Source organism: Actinomadura napierensis, from assembly GCF_039529375.1.
In the GTDB taxonomy this organism is placed as follows: Bacteria; Actinomycetota; Actinomycetes; order Streptosporangiales; family Streptosporangiaceae; genus Spirillospora; species Spirillospora napierensis.
The window spans coordinates 53,234-70,917 of record NZ_BAAAMR010000052.1 but is presented as its reverse complement, the minus strand read 5'-3'; the positions used below and the strand labels follow the sequence as shown (position 1 = coordinate 70,917).

Annotated in this window: 15 protein-coding genes and 1 pseudogene; 9 read left to right on the top strand and 7 right to left on the bottom strand. The window is 74.1% G+C overall.

Features of this window, described 5'->3' with window-relative positions; translation table 11 throughout:
- Positions 1-220, top strand: a 220-nt coding sequence (locus ABD296_RS26640; protein ID WP_344272603.1) for a response regulator transcription factor, incomplete at its 5' end; no start/stop codon positions are given.
- On the opposite strand, the gene ABD296_RS26635 is transcribed toward ABD296_RS26640, so the two are convergent.
- Entirely contained in the window at positions 166-1,632 is a 1,467-nt protein-coding gene (locus ABD296_RS26635) for an MFS transporter (protein WP_344272600.1), read from the bottom strand. The two genes, ABD296_RS26640 and ABD296_RS26635, sit on opposite strands and share 55 nt — an antisense overlap.
- Before the next feature lie 300 nt (positions 1,633-1,932).
- Positions 1,933-3,192: a type III PLP-dependent enzyme domain-containing protein gene (locus tag ABD296_RS26630; protein WP_344272596.1), complete on the bottom strand. Its 1,260-nt coding sequence runs from the start codon at positions 3,190-3,192 to the stop codon at positions 1,933-1,935.
- 117 nt (positions 3,193-3,309) lie between these two features.
- Here ABD296_RS26630 and ABD296_RS26625 point away from each other — a divergent pair, with 117 nt between their 5' ends.
- Entirely contained in the window at positions 3,310-3,804 is a 495-nt protein-coding gene (locus ABD296_RS26625) for a helix-turn-helix domain-containing protein (protein WP_344272593.1), read from the top strand.
- On the opposite strand, the gene ABD296_RS26620 is transcribed toward ABD296_RS26625, so the two are convergent.
- Positions 3,737-4,537: an ABC transporter permease gene (locus tag ABD296_RS26620; protein WP_344272590.1), complete on the bottom strand. Its 801-nt coding sequence runs from the start codon at positions 4,535-4,537 to the stop codon at positions 3,737-3,739. The two genes, ABD296_RS26625 and ABD296_RS26620, sit on opposite strands and share 68 nt — an antisense overlap.
- A gap of 106 nt (positions 4,538-4,643) precedes the next feature.
- Between ABD296_RS26620 and ABD296_RS26615 the strand changes: the two genes are divergently transcribed.
- Entirely contained in the window at positions 4,644-5,483 is an 840-nt protein-coding gene (locus tag ABD296_RS26615) for a polysaccharide deacetylase family protein (protein ID WP_344272587.1), read from the top strand.
- Here ABD296_RS26615 and mca read toward each other — a convergent pair.
- Together mca and ABD296_RS26605 are read right to left on the bottom strand one after the other, a co-directional pair.
- Positions 5,480-6,367 (bottom strand): mycothiol conjugate amidase Mca, encoded by an 888-nt coding sequence (mca, locus tag ABD296_RS26610; RefSeq protein WP_344272584.1) that lies wholly within the window; start codon positions 6,365-6,367, stop codon positions 5,480-5,482. The two genes, ABD296_RS26615 and mca, sit on opposite strands and share 4 nt — an antisense overlap.
- Positions 6,364-7,791, bottom strand: coding sequence for an MDR family MFS transporter (locus ABD296_RS26605; RefSeq protein WP_344272581.1), 1,428 nt, complete (start codon positions 7,789-7,791; stop codon positions 6,364-6,366). Before ABD296_RS26605 ends, mca begins: the two co-directional genes overlap by 4 nt.
- 200 nt (positions 7,792-7,991) lie before the next feature.
- Here ABD296_RS26605 and ABD296_RS26600 point away from each other — a divergent pair, with 200 nt between their 5' ends.
- Positions 7,992-9,122 carry an RDD family protein gene (locus ABD296_RS26600; protein WP_344272578.1) on the top strand — a complete coding sequence of 377 codons (1,131 nt, stop codon included), beginning with the start codon at positions 7,992-7,994 and terminating at the stop codon, positions 9,120-9,122.
- Between the two features lie 19 nt (positions 9,123-9,141).
- Here ABD296_RS26600 and ABD296_RS26595 read toward each other — a convergent pair whose 3' ends face one another.
- Positions 9,142-11,325: an MMPL family transporter gene (locus ABD296_RS26595; RefSeq protein WP_344272575.1), complete on the bottom strand. Its 2,184-nt coding sequence runs from the start codon at positions 11,323-11,325 to the stop codon at positions 9,142-9,144.
- A 195-nt stretch (positions 11,326-11,520) separates the two neighbouring features.
- Here ABD296_RS26595 and ABD296_RS26590 point away from each other — a divergent pair, with 195 nt between their 5' ends.
- The 3 genes from ABD296_RS26590 (at position 11,521) to ABD296_RS26580 (ending at position 14,424) form a co-directional block, all read left to right on the top strand.
- Positions 11,521-12,834, top strand: coding sequence for a sensor histidine kinase (locus ABD296_RS26590; RefSeq protein ID WP_344272572.1), 1,314 nt, complete (start codon positions 11,521-11,523; stop codon positions 12,832-12,834).
- The gene (locus ABD296_RS26585; RefSeq protein WP_344272569.1) at positions 12,798-13,442 is read left to right on the top strand and encodes a response regulator transcription factor; all 645 of its coding nucleotides are present in this window, start codon (positions 12,798-12,800) and stop codon (positions 13,440-13,442) included. Before ABD296_RS26590 ends, ABD296_RS26585 begins: the two co-directional genes overlap by 37 nt.
- 103 nt (positions 13,443-13,545) lie before the next feature.
- Complete coding sequence (locus ABD296_RS26580; RefSeq protein ID WP_344272566.1) at positions 13,546-14,424, top strand: hypothetical protein; 879 nt, start codon at positions 13,546-13,548, stop codon at positions 14,422-14,424.
- On the opposite strand, the gene ABD296_RS26575 is transcribed toward ABD296_RS26580, so the two are convergent.
- On the bottom strand, positions 14,421-15,200 hold the full coding sequence (locus tag ABD296_RS26575) for an enoyl-CoA hydratase/isomerase family protein (RefSeq protein ID WP_344272563.1): 780 nt from the start codon (positions 15,198-15,200) through the stop codon (positions 14,421-14,423). The genes ABD296_RS26580 and ABD296_RS26575 overlap by 4 nt on opposite strands.
- 179 nt (positions 15,201-15,379) lie before the next feature.
- On the opposite strand from ABD296_RS26575, the gene ABD296_RS26570 reads away from it, so the two are divergent.
- Together ABD296_RS26570 and rho are read left to right on the top strand one after the other, a co-directional pair.
- Positions 15,380-16,141, top strand: a complete 762-nt coding sequence (locus ABD296_RS26570) for a PEP/pyruvate-binding domain-containing protein (protein ID WP_344272560.1) — start codon at positions 15,380-15,382, stop codon at positions 16,139-16,141.
- Between the two features lie 439 nt (positions 16,142-16,580).
- A pseudogene (rho, locus tag ABD296_RS26565) lies at positions 16,581-17,675 on the top strand (transcription termination factor Rho); the annotation flags it as partial.
- Between the last annotated feature and the right edge of the window lie 9 nt (positions 17,676-17,684).

Genomic DNA, 17,684 nt, shown 5'->3' with positions numbered 1-17,684 from the left:
GGAGCCGGCGCCCCGCCCGCCGCGTCCGGTGCTGACGCCGCGCGAGGTGGACGTGCTGTCCTACGTGGCGATCGGCTGCACGAACGCGGAGGCCGCCGAGCGGCTCGGGCTGCTGCCGGAGACGGTGAAGAGCTACCTGCGGTCGGCGATGCGCAAGCTCGACGCTCACACCCGGCTGGAGGCGGTGACCTCGGCGCGCCGCGCCGGGCTGCTGCCCTGATCGCGGGACTCCTCGCGGGGCTGCTCGCGGGGCTGCTCGCGGCGGGCGGCGAGCCATCCGGCGAACCCGGCGGCGCAGGCGGCCACCGCGGTGCCCGCGAACGCGATCATCACGACGGTGAAGGCGTGCCGGTGGGTGCCGCCGAGGCCGAGGTAGAGGGTGCCGAAGACGGCGACGCCCGCGAGCGCCGACAGCTGCGAGTTGGTGTTGGCGACGCCGCTGAGGTCGGGCGCGAACCGGGCCGGGACGTCCGCCGTGGCGCGCCCGAGCTGGGACGCGAAGCCGAGACCGAGCCCGAACCCGCCGAAGCCGAGCAGGACGACGAGGAGGGCCCCGTCGGCGTGCGCGAGCCCGACGGCCAGGTAGGCGGCGGCGAGGATCAGGTAGCCGATGACCGGCGCGTGGTCGGTGAGCCGCGACGGGAGACGCGGCAGCAGCGGCCCCGCGACGCCGAACGCGGCCACCCACGACACGAGCACCAGGCCGGAGAACATCGCGCTCTTCCCGAGGCCCTGCTGGAGGTAGAGGGCGAGGACGAACAGCATCGCGAAGTACGTCGCGGTGGCCAGCGCGATCGACCCGAGCGACCACGCGACGACCGGGCGCGCGAGCACACCCAGGTTGACCAGCGGCGATCCGCCGCGCGCCGCGATGCGCCGCTGCCGCCGCACGAACAGCGCCAGCACGGGCGCGCTCGCGGCCAGGCAGATCCACGTCCACGCCGGCCAGCCGGCCTCGCGCCCGAAGATGAGGGGGACGGTCGCCAGCAGCACGCCCGCCGACAGCAGGGCGACACCGCCGAGGTCGAGCCGGGCCGCGCCCCTGCCCGCGTCGCGGGGCAGCAACCGGGCGCCCGCCGCGAGCAGCGCGACGCCGACCGGCACGTTGACCAGGAAGACGGGCCGCCAGCCGAGCCCGAACAGGTCGGCGGAGACCATGACGCCGCCGAGCACCTGACCCGCGACCGCGCCGCCGGACAGCGTCATCACCAGCAGGCCCTGCGCGCGCGCCCGCGCCTTCCCGGTGAAGTGGATCTGGATGCCGGACAGGACCTGCGGCACCATCAGCGCGCCCGCCGCGCCCTGCACGAGCCGCGCCGCGACCAGCGCCCCGGTGACCGGGGCGACCCCGCAGGCCAGCGACGCGGCGGTGAAGACGGCGAGGCCGAGCAGGAACGTCCGCCGGTGCCCGCGCGCGTCGCCGAGCCGGGCGCCCGTCACCAGCAGCACCGCGTACGTCAGCGTGTACCCGGACACGACGAGCTGGAGCGCGGCGCCGGAGGGGTGCAGCCCGTCCTGGATCGAGGGCCCCGCCACGTTCACGATCGCGGTGTCGACGTTCACCATGAACTGGCCGAGCATCAGCACCGCGAGCATGCCGCGCGGATGGGCGGCGTCGCCTGAGGAGTTCATGGGCGGGTAACCCCGCGGGGGCGGGGCCGGTTGCGCATCCGGACGGGGCGGGCGATCGGCCCGGCGACGGGGTCAGCCTGGGTGGTGCGGCGGCGGACGCGTGCCGTCCAGTGCAGATCGGCCCCCGTGGCGCACTGCCTGGACGTAGCGACATCACCGCGCACCGGCTGCGCCGGGCCGTGATCGCTCGGCCGTCCCGCCCGCTCGCGCCGGCGGAGACGTCCGGCCCCCGATGTGCAGGAAAAACCGTAACACCCCTGCGAACCCGATTGTTCGTGATTGGTCCGGCGACGGGCGTGTTCAGAACCACGTCCTGACGTAGTCCACGACGACGGGACCGTCCGCGCCGGCGTCGTCCACGACCGGGATCAGCGTCCATTTGTCGAGCGCGGTGCAGGGGTGGGAGAGGCCGAGCCGGACGACGTCGCCGACCTCGACGGACGCGTCGCGCAGGAAGGCGTGCTGGTCGTTGAGCGCGGTGACGCGCGCGCCGTCGACCGGTCCGGCGCCCTTGCCCCGGACGAGCTGCGGCTCCGGCAGGCCGGCGTCGAACGAGACGTCGCGGCGCCCCGCGTCCAGCAGCGCGAGCGCGGGCTCCGGCACGGACACGACGCGGCCCCACGCGTGCATGGCCGACCGGAAGCGCTCGCCGCCCGCTCCGGCGCCCCGTCCGAAGGGCGATATCTCCCGGTAGAAGCCGTCGTCGTGGACGAGGTACGAGCCGGACCGCAGCACCACCTGCGCGTCGAGCCCGCCGAGCACCTCCGCGACCTGGTCGAAGTAGGCGCTGCCGCCCGCCGTGACGACCGGTTCGTCCGTCTCGTACTCCAGCCCCTCGTACAGGTTCGCGAGCCGCCGCAGGTAGGCGTCGACGGACGCGACGCTCTCCTCGGACGCGTCGTGCGCGAGCGCGCCCTCGTATCCGCCGATCCCGGCGAGCCGCAGCGCGGGGGCGCGGCGGACGGCGTCGGCGACGGCCCGCGCGTCGCCGTCGTCGCGGACGCCCGTCCGGCCGTTCGGGCCACCGAGTTCCACGCACACGTCCACGCGCCGCTGGGCGCGCGCGAGGCGCAGCGCCTCGTCCATCAGCTCCACCGACCGCACCGAGTCCGCCCAGCAGACGAACGCGAACTCGGGGTCGCCGTCCAGCTCGCCCGCGAGCCACGCGAGGCCCGCCGGGTCGAGCGGCGCGCCCGCCATCAGCAGGCGGCGGACGCCGAACGCGCGGGCGACGCGCAGTTGCGGGAAGGTCGCGAGCGTGATTCCCCAGGCGCCGGCGTCGAGCTGCTTGCGCCACAGCGCGGGGGCCATGGTGGTCTTACCGTGCGGTGCCAGTTCCATACCGGCCGCGCTCACCCAGTCGGCCATCAACCGGGCATTGTGGTCGAGCGCGCCGGCGTCGAGCGTGAGCAGCGGCGTGCCGAAGTCGTCCAGCGGCAGCCGCGCGTCCCTCGCCTGCGCCACCGTCATCCCGTGCGCGGACACCGGGACCGACTTGAACCGCCAGTCGAGCCGCTCGCCGTCCAGCGCGTCCACGGCCTCCACGTCGATCCCGGTCACCGTGCCTCCCTCTTGCCGCATCCGTCCCGCACTGCTCCTTCCCTTCCCGGCCGCCGAGCACCCCCGGCCCGCGGGTACGCTGCGCTCCGGCATCGGCCGCCGGGAGGAGGGCACCCGATGAGCCAGAGCCTCGGGCGCGGGCTGAGCATCCTGATCGAACTCGGGGACCGCCCGCACAACCTGGACGAGCTCGCCGCCAAGCTCGGCGTCCACAAGACGACCGTCCTGCGGCTGCTGCGCACCCTGGAGGCCGAACGGTTCGTGCGCCGCGACGAGCACCACCGCTTCCACCTCGCCGGACGGCTCTCCGCGCTCGCCGAGACCCTCGACCGGCGCGACGTCCGCGACGTCGCCGCCCCGCACCTGGACCGGCTGCGCGAGGCGACCGGGCGCACCGCCCACCTCGTCACCGGCCCGCCCGCGCTGCTCGGCGAACTGGACCGCGCCGGCGCGTCCGGCCACTACGCCGCCGCACCGGTCCGCGACGCGTCCGGACGCGTGGTCGCCGCCGTGACCGCCCCGGACCCCGGCGACGGCACCGACCTCAGCGACCTCGCCGCGACGGCACGCGCCATCTCCGCCGACTGCGGTCACCCGGACCGTCCCGCCTGAGCACGCCCGCCGCCACGAGTTCGAGCGTGATGAGCACCGCGACGACCTCGATGGCCAGCAGCCCGATGAGCACCAGCAGCTGTGTCGCGCCCGCCTGGACGGGGTCGGCGCCGCCGAGCAGCACGCCGACGAACGCGCCCGGCAGCGTCACCAGGCCGACCGTGCGGGTCTGGTCGAGGACGGGGAACAGCGCGAGCGCGGCGGCCGGGCGGCACACCTCCATCGCCGCGTCCCGCGGCATCAGCCCGAGCGCGAGCCCGCCCTCGTACTCGCCGCGCCGCGTCGCCAGCTCGTCCAGCGCGCGCCGCCCGGTGAGCCCGGTCGCCGACATCGCGCCGCCGACGAAGATGCCGGCGATCGGCAGCACCGACACCGTGCGGAACGGGACGAGCCGCGTCGCGAGCAGCAGCGCGAGGACGGGCACGACACCGGCGACGATCGGCAGCGCCGTCGTCCACGCGCCCGCGCGCAGCGCGCCGGTGATGCGGCGGCCCGCCGTCACCACCGCGATGACCACCATGCCCGCGATGAACGCGGCGGTGTAACCGGCGTCGCGCAGCACCGCGGCGATGAGCGCGGACACCGCCGCCAGCTGGACGGCCGCGCGGACCGCGACGACCACCAGGTCCCGGCCGAGCCCCAGCCGGCCGAACCGCGCGAGCGCCGCCGCGAACACCGCGAGCGCGCCGAGAACGATCGCCAGCAGTGGGCCGACCGCGGGCGCCGCGCTCATCCCCACCCCCCGGACCAATGATCTTCTGTAACCGCTCTTCCCATTTGAGCCGATTGTGATCCGCAAGCCGCCGCCAGGTCGCGAAATCCCCGATAGCGTGGGAGTTGTGGAGGATGAGGAGGCAGGCGGGACGTCCCGCCGCAAAGCGCTCTGGCTGATGGGGGCCGCCGCCGGCCTCGCCGCGTTCGGGGCGGATGAGGCGCATCCGTCCCATGTGTCGCACGCGGCGGCGAAGCCGTCGGTGCCGACGCCGCGGGCGAGGCCCGTCATCCATCCGAAGCCGGCGCCGTCCCCCACCCCGACGCCGCGCCCGGCGAGCTGGACCCCGGCCCGGCTCACCGCGCTGGAGACCCCCGTCCGGGAGCTGACCCAGCTGTCCCCGGCGCCCCCGCCGAAGACGATCGCGCTCACCATCGACGACGGCCCGCACCCGGAGTACACGCCGAAGATGCTCGACCTGCTGGCCGAGCACCAGGTCCACGCGACCTTCTTCATGATCGGCGAGCAGGTGAAGGAGTGGCCGAAGCTGGTGCGCCGGGTCGCCGCCGCCGGCCACCAGATCTGCAACCACACCGAGACGCACCCGATCACCATCGCGGGCATGCCGCGCAAGCGGGTGCAGAAGGAGATGGTGCAGGCGCGCGACCGGATCGCCGACACCACCGGCATCGAGCCGCAGTTCTTCCGCTCGCCCGGCGGCGCCTGGTCCAAGACGATCCTGGATCTCGTCGCCGAGCACAACATGCTGCCGATCGACTGGGCGGTCGACCCGCGCGACTGGTCCCGGCCCGGCGTCGGGCACATCCGCCGGACGCTGCTGCGCGGCAAGGCGGGCAACATCATGCTGTGCCACGACGGCGGCGGCGACCGCTCGGAGACCATCGCGGCGCTGCGCAAGGTCATCCCGAAGATGAAGAAGCGCGGCCTCACGTTCGTGGCGCTCTAGCCTTCCGCCGCCGGGCGCAGGCCCGCGAACAGGTCGTCCTCCGGCAGCGGCGCCTCGACGTGCGAGCGGGCCAGCCGGTAGTCCTCGGTCGGCCACACGTCGCGCTCGACGTCGCGCGGGTGCAGCATGAACCCGGCGTCCGGGTCGATCTGCGTGGCGTGCGCGAGCAGCGCCCGGTCCCGCACGGCGAAGTACTCCGCGCACGGGACCCGCGTCGTGATGTCGAGCCTCGGTGCGGTGTCCGGCCAGTCCGCCAGGAGCGGCCCGATCGCCGACTCCAGCCCGCGCCCGGTGATCCCGTCGTGCAGCGCCTGGAACCACTCCCGCGAGAACGCGCCCTGGTAGTACAGCTTGGCCGGCCGCCACGGTTCGCCCGTCGCCGGGTAGCGGCCCGCGTCGCCGGCCGCGTCGAACGCCTCGACCGTCACCTCGTGCGTCTTGATGTGGTCCGGATGCGGGTAGCCGCCCGTCTCGTCGTAGGTGACGACGACGTGCGGCCGGAACTCGCGGATCAGCGCCACCAGCGGCCGGGCCGCGTCCGCGAGCGGCTGCACTGCGAAGCAGCCCTCGGGCAGTGCCTCGCCCTCGCCCGGAAGGCCCGAGTCGACGAAGCCGAGAAACCGCTGACGGACGCCGAGGATCCGCCGCGCCGCCTCCATTTCCTTCCGCCGGATCGCCGGCAGGTCCGCCCGGACCTCGGGGCGGTCCATCGCCGGGTTGAGCACGTCCCCGCGCTCCCCGCCCGTGCAGGTCGCGACCAGGACGTCCACCCCCTCGGCCGCGTACTTCGCCAGCGTCGCTGCGCCCTTGCTCGACTCGTCGTCCGGATGCGCGTGGACGGTCAGCAGTCGCGGACGCTCTCGATGGGTGACGCGCAAGTTCATGCGTGCTCCTTGCTCGTAGTACGGGACGGGTAGAAGAGGGCGGGGACGAGGGTCAGCGCGGAGAGCCCGACCGCCCACCAGAAGGTCGCGCCGTAGGCGGCGGCCGGTGCGTGGTGGTCGAGCGACCGTTGCAGGACGACGGCGAGGACCGCCGTGCCGAGCGAGCCGCCGACCCGGTTGAGAGTGTTGACGGCACCGGCGGCGCGGGCCGCCTCGTCCGGGCGGACGCTCGCGTAGATGGTCGCCATGCCGGGCGCCATCACGACGCCGAGGCCTGCGCCCCGCACGACCAGCGAAAGCGTCAGCAGCCAGCCGGCGGGGTGCGCGCCGAGCTGCGTGAACGCGATCGTCCCGGCGAGCGTGAGGACGATGCCGGTGAGGACGAGCGGGCGCGGCGCCGTCCGGTCGGCCAGCCGCGAGGCGAAGAACGTCGCGGCGGCGGTGCCGAGGGCCTGCGGGGCGAGCAGCAGCCCGGCCTCTAGCGCGGACGCGTGCTCGACCTGCTGGTAGTACAGCGGCAGCAGCAGCATCGAGCTGTAGAGCGCGGCGCCCTGGAGGAACGAGTTGGCCGTCGCGACCGCGAAACCGCGCCGCGCGAACAGCCCCAGGTCGATGAGCGCCGCACCGCGCCGGCGCAGCGCGTGCAGACCGTAACCGGCGAGCAGGACGGCCCCGGCGGCGAGCGGGACGGCGGCGCGCGCCGAGCCGAGGCCGCCCGCCTCGCCGACCTCGGAGAACCCGTAGACGGCGGCCGCGAGGCCGGGCGACAGCAGCGCGAGGCCGCGCACGTCCAGCCGCCTCCCCGCGGCGCCGGGGCCGGAGAACGCGGGCACGTACCGGGCCGCCAGCAGCAGCGTGACCAGGCCGAGCGGGACGTTCACCAGGAACATCCAGCGCCAGTCGAGCCGCTCGACGATGAGGCCGCCGAGCACCGGCCCGAGGACGGGCGCGAACGTCAGCGGCAGCACGGTGAGGCCGATGACGCGGCCGAGCCGCTTCGGTCCGGCGGCCCGCACGACGATCGACTGGCCGATCGGCTGGATCAGCCCGCCGCCGATTCCCTGGAGCACCCGGAACGCGATCAGGCTCCCGGCCGACCAGGCGAGCCCGCACAGCGCGGACCCGGCGGTGAACAGCGCGACGGACGTCATCCACATCGTCCGGGCGCCGAACCGGTCGCTCGCCCAGCCGGCCAGCGGCATCACCATCGAGATGGCCAGCAGGTACCCGGCCGACACCCACTGCAGGGTCGCGACCGGGCTGTGGAAGTCGCGCGCGACCGCGTCGAGCCCGACGCCCACGATCGTCGTGTCGAGCAGGGCGAGGATCGGCCCGAGGACCAGCACGAACGACGTCTTCAGCAGGGCCGGTTCGAGCCGGTCCGGGGCCGCCGCGGGCGCCGGTGCGCGAGAGGGCGCGGTCATGGACACCTCCAAGTAAGTAGAACGAGCCGAACTTTAGGCTCGTTCTACTTACTTGGTCAAGCATAATTTTAGGTTGAACCCACCTTCACCGTCCGGCGGGAGGCGGCGCCCCGGTGGCACAAGGTGGTCAAGTGGTGGCGTACCGCCGACCGGAATCCTTATGATCACGGGCATTCGCGTCGATCCAGAGGGGTTCCCGCGTGTACGGCCCTCCGCCGCCTCCCTTCCCCGCGCCCTACGAGGGCCCGCCTTACGGGCCCGCGCACCAGGTACCGCCGCCGCACGAGCGGAGCGGGCCGGCGAGCGACGCGGCGCCGCGCGGCAGGCGGCTGCTGGCGTGGTCGATCGACTCCGGGATCCTGTTGGTCGTGGCACTGCTGCTCGGCGCCATGACCTGGGGGCGGCTGCAGTCCTACGTCGCCGAGGACCTGCCGCACAAGGCGTGGTCGGCCGGCGTCGGGCTCCTGCTGTCGGGCGGGAGCGTCCAGAAGGCCGCCGGCGAGTTCGGCGCGGGCGTATGGGGCACGTTCGTCGCCGTCGTCGAGCAGGCCCTGCTGCTGCTCGTGCTGGCGGAGCTGCTCCTGCAGTTCATCGGGACGGCCTGGCTCGGGCGGACGGCCGGCAAGGCCGCGATGGACCTGCGCGTCGGACACTGCGCCGTCCCGGCCAAGCCGGGCAAGGCGCGCGCCGCGCGCCGGGCACTGGTCACGACCGCGTCGGGCACCGGCCTGTACGCGCTCGCCTGGGTGCTCCTCCTGGAGGGGCTGTTCTTCCTCGCCGTCCTGCTGTGGCTGCTCGCGATCGCCGTCTTCCTGGCCAACAGCCTGCCCGCCCTCGTCGGCCGGCGGCGCCGCACGCTCGCCGACCTGGTGGGCGGCACGGTGGTCAGGCGGGCGGGCGGCTATCAGCGCGCCGTGGCGGCGGCGCGGCAGGGCGCCGTCCTCGCGTGGGACGGCGCCCAGGCCGCGGGCCAGGTGGTCGGGCAGGCGGCCCGCGACAACGCCGCGCGGCTCGCCCAGCACGACCGCGTCCGGCAGGCGATCGAGTCCGAGCAGGCCAGGCGGCTGCAGGAGCTCGGCCGGCAGTCCGCCGGGAAGCTGCGGGAGGCCGCGGCGGGCGAGCGCGCGCAGCAGGTGCAGGACGCGGGCAGGCGGCTCGGCGGCCGTTTCAAGGACGCCTACCGGGAGCGCAGGGCGGGCAGGGCCGTCGAGCAACCCGCCCGGCCGGCCCTGCCGCCGCCACAGCCCCCGTACGGCCATCCCGTGCAGTACGACGCGTCGCACCAGTACCAGGCACCGCAGCCCCCGTACGAGCAGCCGCCGCCCGGCTAGGGCCGGCCGCACCGGGCCGCTAGTGCACCGGGGCCGGGGTCGCGGGGGCCGGGACGGGCGCCTCCTCGCCGTGCGAGACGCGCGGCAGCCAGCCCAGCCAGCGCGGCAGGTACCAGTTCGCGCGGCCGAGCAGCGCCATCACCGAGGGCAGCAGGACGATCCGCACGACCGTCGCGTCGATCAGCACCGCCACCGCGAGGCCGACGCCCAGCTGCTTGAAGTCCTGCATCGAGAGCGTCCCGAAGATCCCGAACGTGGCGATCATGATGACGGCGGCGCCGGTCACCACCCCGGCGGTGGCGCGGACGCCCTCGCCGACCGCGCGGGCGGTGTCCAGGCCCCGGTCGCGGGCCTCCCGGATCCGGGACACCACGAACACGTGGTAGTCCATCGACAGCCCGAACAGCACCACGAACACGAACAGCGGGATCCACGACTCCAGCGCGCCCGCGCCGCGCGTCCCGACCAGCGAGTCGCCCCAGCCGTGCTGGAACACCGCGACCATCACCCCGTAGGCGGCGCCGACCGACAGCAGGTTCAGCACGATCGCGGTGAGCGCGATCAGGATCGAGCGGAAGAACACCAGCATCAGCAGGAACGTGACGCCCATGACGAACAGGAAGACCGGCGCGATGGCGTGCCTGAGCTGGGCGTTGTAGTCGGTGGACCAGGCGAGCTGCCCGCTCACCGGCGCGTCCGTGACCCGTCCCACGGTCTGCGGGACGATCTTCTCCCGCAGCGTCTTCAGCGCGTGCTTCGAGGCGGCGTCCGAGCCGGTGCCGGCGAGCGGCACCTCGATCTCGGCGACGTTCGCCTTCCGGTGCACGGTCACCTCGATCGGCGCGTTCATCTCGCCGGACGCGAGCGCCCGCCGCTTCAGCTCACCGATCGCCGCCCTGACCTGCGGCGCGTCGATGTCGCGCGCCTTCACCACCACGTTCGCGGGTTCCGGGTTGCCGGGGAACGCCCGGTTCAGCTCGGTGTAGGTCTGCGCGATCCTCTCGCCGGGCGGGATCTGCTGGTCGATGCCGAGCTTCTCGGTCTTCATGCCGAGCGCGGGCGCCGCCAGCGCCAGCAGCAGCCCCGCCGACAGCACGGCCGCGATCCCCGGACGGGCCAGGACGGGCTTGAGCAGCGTCCCCACCAGCCCGGCGCGCTCCTTGCGGCGGGCGGCGCGGTGCCGCCGCGGCAGCCGGATCCGCCCGAACTCGACCCGGTCCCCGAGCAGGGACAGCAGCGCGGGCAGCACGGTCACGGAACCGAGCATCGCGATGCAGACGACCAGGATCGTCGCCACCGCGAAGCCCTTGAACAGCAGCAGGCCGGACAGGAACATCCCGGACATCGCCACCATGACGGTGATGCCGGAGACCAGCACGGACCGTCCCGAGGTGGCCGCCGCGATCGCCAGCGCGGCCTCCCGGTCCCGGCCGCGCCGCCGCTCCTCGCGCTCGCGCTGCAGGTAGAACAGGCAGTAGTCGACCCCGACGGCGAGGCCCATCAGCAGCATCACCGAGTTCGTCGTGTCGTCCACGTGCACCGCGTGGCTGGCGACGGCCAGCAGCCCGCCCGCCGCGAGGTAGGCGGTGAACGCCAGCACCACCGGCAGGACGGCCGCGAGCAGCGCGCCGAACGCGACGAGCAGGATCCCGATCGCCAGCGGCACGGCCGTGATCTCCGCGCGCTGGAAGTCCTTGCCGAGCGCGTTGTCGAACCAGGCGTCGGCGGTCGCGCCGCCGAACTCCCCGATCTTCACCGACGGGTGGGCGCGCTGCGCCTTCGCGACCGCGTCCTCGATCGCGGGCAGCGGGTCGGGCGCGCCGTCCGGCGCCTCCTTCAGCGTGAACTGGACGATCACGTGCCGCCGGTCCCGCGCCACCACGTCCGGCCTCAGGTCCGTGATCTTCCCGGTGGCCTGGACATTCGCCCGGACGGCCGCGACGGCGCGGACCGTCTCCGGCGCGCCGGCCGGCCCGGTGAGCAGCACGGTCTCCGAGTCCGGGTCGTCGATCCCGGCGTCGGCGATGATCTTCTCCGCGTGCGCGGACGGCCCGCTGCCCTGCTCGTGCTCGGCCATCGTGACCTGGCCGGCCGCGCCGCCCAGCACCGAGGCCAGGACCACGAACAGCAGCCAGCCGAGGACGGCCGCCGACCGGTGCCGCGCGCTCCATCCGCCGAGCGCGGCGGCGACGTTCCTTCTCATGGGGTCCCCTGGGGGTCGTCGATACGGGGTGACACCAAGAAGCCAATAGGGCCCGCGGCGCCGCCGACATGGGCCTGGACGCCGTCCGGGGGTGTTGCTGGGTACACCGCCGCTCCGGGTTGCGGGCACACTGTGCTCGACGGGCGCCGGCCGGAGACTGGACGCACGACGGCAGGCGACACACGGAGGAACACGGTGGACGGTCAGCTGGTACAGGAGACCTGGTGGCAGCGGCACACCCGGATGCCCTGGCGCGGGTTCCGGCTCGGGCTGCTCGGCATCCCCGCGATCTTCGTGGGGCTGTGGTTCGGCACGGCGCTGGCGTTGGTCGGCCTGGTGGCCGGGGTACTGCTGCTCCCGTCCGCCGCGCTGCTGATGCGCAACACCGCGAACGTCTACCGCGACCTCATCGGCCGGTGGACGGGCATCGCGATCGAGCGGCCGTACCTGCCGGCCCCCGCGAGCGGGCCCGGCTTCAAGGGCCTGCTCCGCCGGTTCACCGCGACGATCTCCGACCCGGCGACCTGGCGCGACTACCTCTTCCTGTCCGCGGACCCGGTCGTCTCGCTCTTCACGGCCGCGCTCCCCGGCTACTGCATCCTCTACGCCGCGTGGGGCTACTTCCTCGCCGCGTACGGCGGCAAGATGCTCGGCCACTACGGCGGCAGCGACTGGTACGCCTACATCCACGTCACGGCCGGATACGAGCGCAACACCGGACGGATCGTCTCCACGATCGTCGTCGCCACGCTGTTCCTCGCGTTCGGGTTCCTCACCGGCCCGAAGTTCATGGCCGTGTACGGGCGGTGGGGCCGGCTGCTGCTCGGCCCCACCGAGAAGTCCCGGCTCGCGCTGCGCGTCCAGCACCTCACCGAGACCCGCTCGGACGCGGTCGACGCGTCCGCCGCCGAGCTGCGCCGCATCGAGCGCGACCTGCACGACGGCGCGCAGGCCCGGCTCGTCGCGATGGGCATGAGCCTCGGCGCCATCGAACACCTGCTCGACAAGGACCCGGAGAAGGCGCGGGCCCTGCTCGCGCAGACCCGCGCGTCGTCCGCCAAGGCGCTCCACGAGCTGCGCGACCTGGTGCGCGGCATCCACCCGCCGGTGCTCGCCGACCGCGGCATCGGCGACGCGGTGAAGGCGCTCGCGCTCGACCACCCGCTGGACGTCGAGGTCACCGCCGACCTGCCGGCCCGCCTCGAGCCGCCGGTCGAGTCCGCCGCCTACTTCGCGGTCTCGGAGATCCTCACCAACGCGGCCAAGCACTCCGGCGCGTCCCGCGTCTGGATCGACATGGGCCACGAGCAGGGCATGCTGCGCATCACCGTCACCGACGACGGGCACGGCGGCGCGACCGTCGGCGGCGGCAGCGGGCTGCGCGGGATCGAGCGGCGGATCGGTACATTCGACGGCGTGCTCGCCCTCAACTCCCCGGTGGGCGGCCCGACCATCGTGACCCTGGAGCTGCCGTGCGCGTTGTCCTCGCCGAAGACCTCGCCCTCCTGAGGGAGGGCCTCGTCAGCCTCCTGGAGACGCACGGCTTCGAGATCGCCGACGCCGTCGACAACGGGCCCTCGCTGCTGAAGGCACTGGTCGACCACCGCCCCGACGTGGCGGTGGTCGACGTGCGCCTGCCGCCGTCCTTCACCGACGAGGGCCTGCAGGCCGCGCTGGAGGCGCGCCGCCGGATCCCGGGCCTGCCGGTGCTGGTGCTGTCGCAGTACGTCGAGCAGCTGTACGCCCGCGAGCTGCTCGCCGACGGCAGTGGCGGCATCGGCTACCTGCTGAAGGACCGCGTGTTCGACACGGCCCAGTTCGTCGACGCGGTCCGCCGGGTCGCCGCCGGCGGCACCGCGATGGACCCCGAGGTGATCTCCCGGCTGGTCGCCGGCAGCGCCCGCCGCACCCCGCTGAGCCGCCTCACCCCGCGCGAGGGCGAGGTGCTGGAGCTGATGGCGCAGGGCTGCTCGAACGCGGCGATCGCGGAGCGGCTGGTGGTGACCGAGCGCGCCGTCACCAAGCACACCGCGAACATCTTCGCCAAGCTCGACCTGCCGGTCGCCGACGACATTAACCGCCGCGTCCTCGCCGTCCTGGCCTACCTGAACCGCTGACCGGTCCGTCCCCACCCGGATATTTCGCCGTTTCCCGCGGACTATCCGGCGCCCGCCGCAGTGAAATAGGTTGCTCGGCGAGGTTGGCCCTTTGGAGGGCGCGATGACGGTGATCCTGATCCTGCTCTGCCTGGCGATCGCGGGCCGGGAGCTGTACCTGGCGTTCGACCGGAGGCGGACGGCGGGCGCGCCCGAGATCGCCGACATCCGCACCCAGCTCGCCGCGCTCAAGGGCACCCGCGACGAGCTGGCGCACTTCCGCTCCGCGCAGCGCGAGCGGCTGGACCGGCTCACCGCCGACCAGGCCGCCGAGCTCGCGCGGCTCACCGCCGGGCAGGAGCGCCAGGACGAGTCGCTGCGCGCGGCCGACGCCCGGATCGGCTCGCTCGTCGAGCAGATCAACGACCGGATGGTGCCGGAGGTCAACGAGCGGCTGACCGCCCAGAAGGCCGCCCTCGAACGGCTCACCGCCGACGTCGCCGCGCTCCGCGCCCACCTGGTCGGGCGGCTCGACCAGGCCGTCGCGGCCTCCCTCGGCGCCGAGCCCGCCGACCTGGTCGCCGGGACCCTCACCGCCGCGCCCGAGGACGCCCGGACCGCGCTGGCCGGCCCGTTCGAACGGTTCCTGGAGCGGTACGGGCTGTGGTGCGAGCTCACCGACCGGGACCGCCACTACCTGTCCGGCCGCAGCCCCCGCGGCCTCGAACGGGACTTCGTCGACCTGCTGGCCGCGCTCCGGGGCGGCTGCCGGGAGTCCGCCGCGGAGGCCGGGGCCCTGCTGGACGCGGTGCGCGCCGCCGGCGAGGCCGTCGTGCAGATCGGGCCGCTGATGATCGTCCGCACGTCCGGGGCGCTGCTGTGCGGGGTGCTGCCGCTGGCCGAGCTGCGCCTCCCCGAGACCGCCGGGCTGCTGGACGAGCCGTCCCGCGCCGCCGACCGCCTGCGCCGCCTCCCCGCCGGCCGCCTCTTCGACGCGTCCTAGCGGGAGGTCCAGGTGAAGCGGGGCGGGCGGCGTTCGAGGAAGGCGGCGATGCCCTCGGCGACCTCGCCGCGCGCCGCGACCTCCTCCAGCCAGCCGCGCATCCTCTCCTCCACCGGGCCGTCCGCGGCGATCGCGTCCACGATGTCCTTGGTCGCCTGCTGGGTCAGCAGCGACCGGGACGCGAGGGTCTCGGCGAACGCCGCGACCCTCCCCGGCAGGTCGCCGGCGATCTCGTTCAGCAGGCCGATCCGCAGCGCGTGGTCCGCGTCGATCAGGTCGGCGGAGTACAGCAGGTACTTCGCGGCGGACGGCCCCACCAGCCGGACGAGCCGGGCCGTCGCGGCGGCCGGATACACGATGCCGAGCTTGGCGGGGGTGATCCCGAACCGCGCGTCCGCCGCCGCGAACCGCAGGTCGCACGCCGCCGCGAGCTGGCAGCCGCCGCCGACGCAGAACCCTTCGATCGCCGCCAGCGTCGGCTTCGGGAACGCCGCGAGGGCCCGTTCCGCGACCGTCGACAGGTGCGAGTCGTCGTCCCGGTGGATGTCGGGGAGCTCGGCGATGTCGGCGCCGGCGCAGAAGTTCCCGCCCGCCCCGGTCAGCACCACGACCCGGACCCCCGGATCGGCCGCCAGCCCGTCCAGCATCGGCGGCAGCGCCCGCCACATGTCCGCCGACATGGCGTTCCGCTTCTCCGGCCGGTCGATGGTGATCGTTCCCACGCCCCCGGCGACCTCGCACCGCACCCCGCCGCCCATGGCCCTCCCTCGCTGCACCGGGGCATCATCGTACGGACCCGGCGGCAGCGCCGGTCCTCCACCCCGGGAACGACGCGAATCCCGCCCGGATACTCCGTCCGGATGGATTAGGGTCACCCCCTGTGAGGGAGGAATTCTGGGGACGTCCGCCGGATTCTAGACATATGAGCGGTCTCCGACCCGAAACGGAGCTCGTGGTGCAACAGAGCGCACACGCCTTCTGGACGATCAACCTGGACGACCCGCTGGCCGGCGCGCCCGACATGGCCGGGGCCAAGGCGTCCGACCTGTCGCGCGCGGCGCGGCACGGGATGCCGGTGCCGCCCGGGTTCGTCATCCCCGTGCAGTGCCTCCTGAGCGGGGAGCGCTACCGGAACACCGGCGAGCTGCGCAAGGCATGGGCCCGCCTCAGCCGGAACGGCGCGCTGCCGCTCGCGGTCCGCTCCTCGTCCACGCACGCGGAGGGGGTCGAGGGCCGGTACGTGTCCGCCCTGGACGTCAAGGGCTGGCCCGAGTTCCTGAAGGCCATGACGGGCGTGGTGGCCTCCGCCACCGGGCCCGCGGCCGCCGCGATCCTCGTCCAGCCCCAGCTGGACCTGGAGTCGGGCGGCGTGCTGTTCGGCGCCGACCCGCTGGACCGGCGCGGCGACCGCGTGATCGTCTGGGCCGCGGCCGGCGGCCCGCGCGCGATCCGCGACAGCCAGGCCGCCACCCGCTACGCCCTCAACCGGCGCGGCAAGGTCATGAGCATGGAGCGCGACGGCGGCGCCCCGGAGGAGGAGCCGCTCACCCGGCAGCAGCTGCGGGCGCTGGTCAAGCTGGCCACCCGCGCCACGGCCCTGTTCGGCGGCCCGCAGGAGATCGAGTTCGGCTTCGACCCCGAGGGCGCCCTCTGGCTCCTGCAGACCCGCCCGCTGTCGTCCCTCACCCTCCCCCGGGCCCGCCGCCCCGCCAGCTGACCCGCACTCCGGTGACCTTGGGGAATGCGCGAACGGGCTCCGGTGCTGTACTGTCTAGGCAGCGTCTTTGATTTCCCGCACTGAGCGGTTGAGGCGCCTTTCTTCCCCGCCCGGGCCATCTGAGCGCCCGGTGATCCCCCGTCCGGACGCCCCGACGAGCGTCCCGGACCGTCGCAAGGGAGCCGTCGACAGCCCGGTGAACCGAGCTGCATTCCTCGCATTCTCCTCGCGCACGAGCCGCGGGTTCCGCCGCCGTACGCGGGGTTCGACTCCAGGGGGCGCGGCGCTTTCCGCGCCGTCCTGAGAAGGGACCCGTATGTCCACTCCCACACTCACCACCGAACGCCGTCCCGCCGAAGGCAGGGCGCACACCGTGCCGGCGGCGCGCAAGAGCGCGCAGCAGTCGCGGCGGCCCGCCGCCGACGACCAGCCGGCGGTCCCGTTCCACGGGATCCTCGCCGTCCAGGACAAGCACGCGTTCGTCCGCACGTCCGGCTACCTGCCCGGCAACGACGACATCCACGTCTCGTTGGCCCAGGTCAAGACGTACAACCTGCGGCCCGGCGACGCCGTCGCCGGCACCGCCCGCCCGCCGAAGAGCGGCCGGGAGAAGTTCGGCGCGCTCGCCACCGTCGAGTCGGTGAACGGGCTGCCGCCCGCGCAGGCCGCCGGCCGCCCCGAGTTCGGCAAGCTGACGCCGCTGTTCCCGGACGACCGGCTGCGCCTCGACACCGGCCCGCTCGCGACCCGCGTCATCGACCTCGTCGCGCCGATCGGCAAGGGCCAGCGCGGGCTGATCGTCTCGCCGCCGAAGGTCGGCAAGACGATGGTGCTCCAGGCCCTCGCGAACGCGATCAGCACCAACAACCCCGAGGTGCACCTCATGATGGTGCTCATCGACGAGCGCCCCGAAGAGGTCACCGACATGCAGCGGACGGTCCGCGGCGAGGTGATCCACTCGACCTTCGACCGCCCCGCGCAGGAGCACACCGCGCTGGCCGAGCTGGCCGTCGAGCGCGCCAAGCGGCTCGTCGAGCAGGGCCACGACGTGGTCATGCTGCTCGACTCGATCACCCGGCTGGGCCGCGCCTACAACCTCGCGGCGCCCTCCAGCAGCCGCATCCTCGCCGGCGGCGTCGCGACCACCGCGATCTACCCGCCGAAGAAGTTCTTCGGCGCCGCCCGCAACATCGAGGACGGCGGTTCGCTGACCATCCTCGCGACCGCGCTGGTGGAGACCGGCTCCCGGATGGACGACGTGTTCTTCGAGGAGTACAAGGGCACCGGCAACATGGAGCTGAAGCTCGACCGCGGCCTCGCGGACCGGCGGGTCTTCCCCGCCGTCGACATCGAGGCGTCCGGCACCCGCCGCGACGAGCTGCTGATGTCGCCCGAGGAGCTGGCGCTCACCTGGCGGCTGCGCCGCGCCCTGCAGGGGCTGGAGCGGCAGCAGGCCATCGAGCAGCTCCTGGAGAAGATGAAGGGCACCTCGTCGAACGCCGAGTTCCTGCTCCGCCTCCAGAAGAGCCTCTAGTCCCGGACC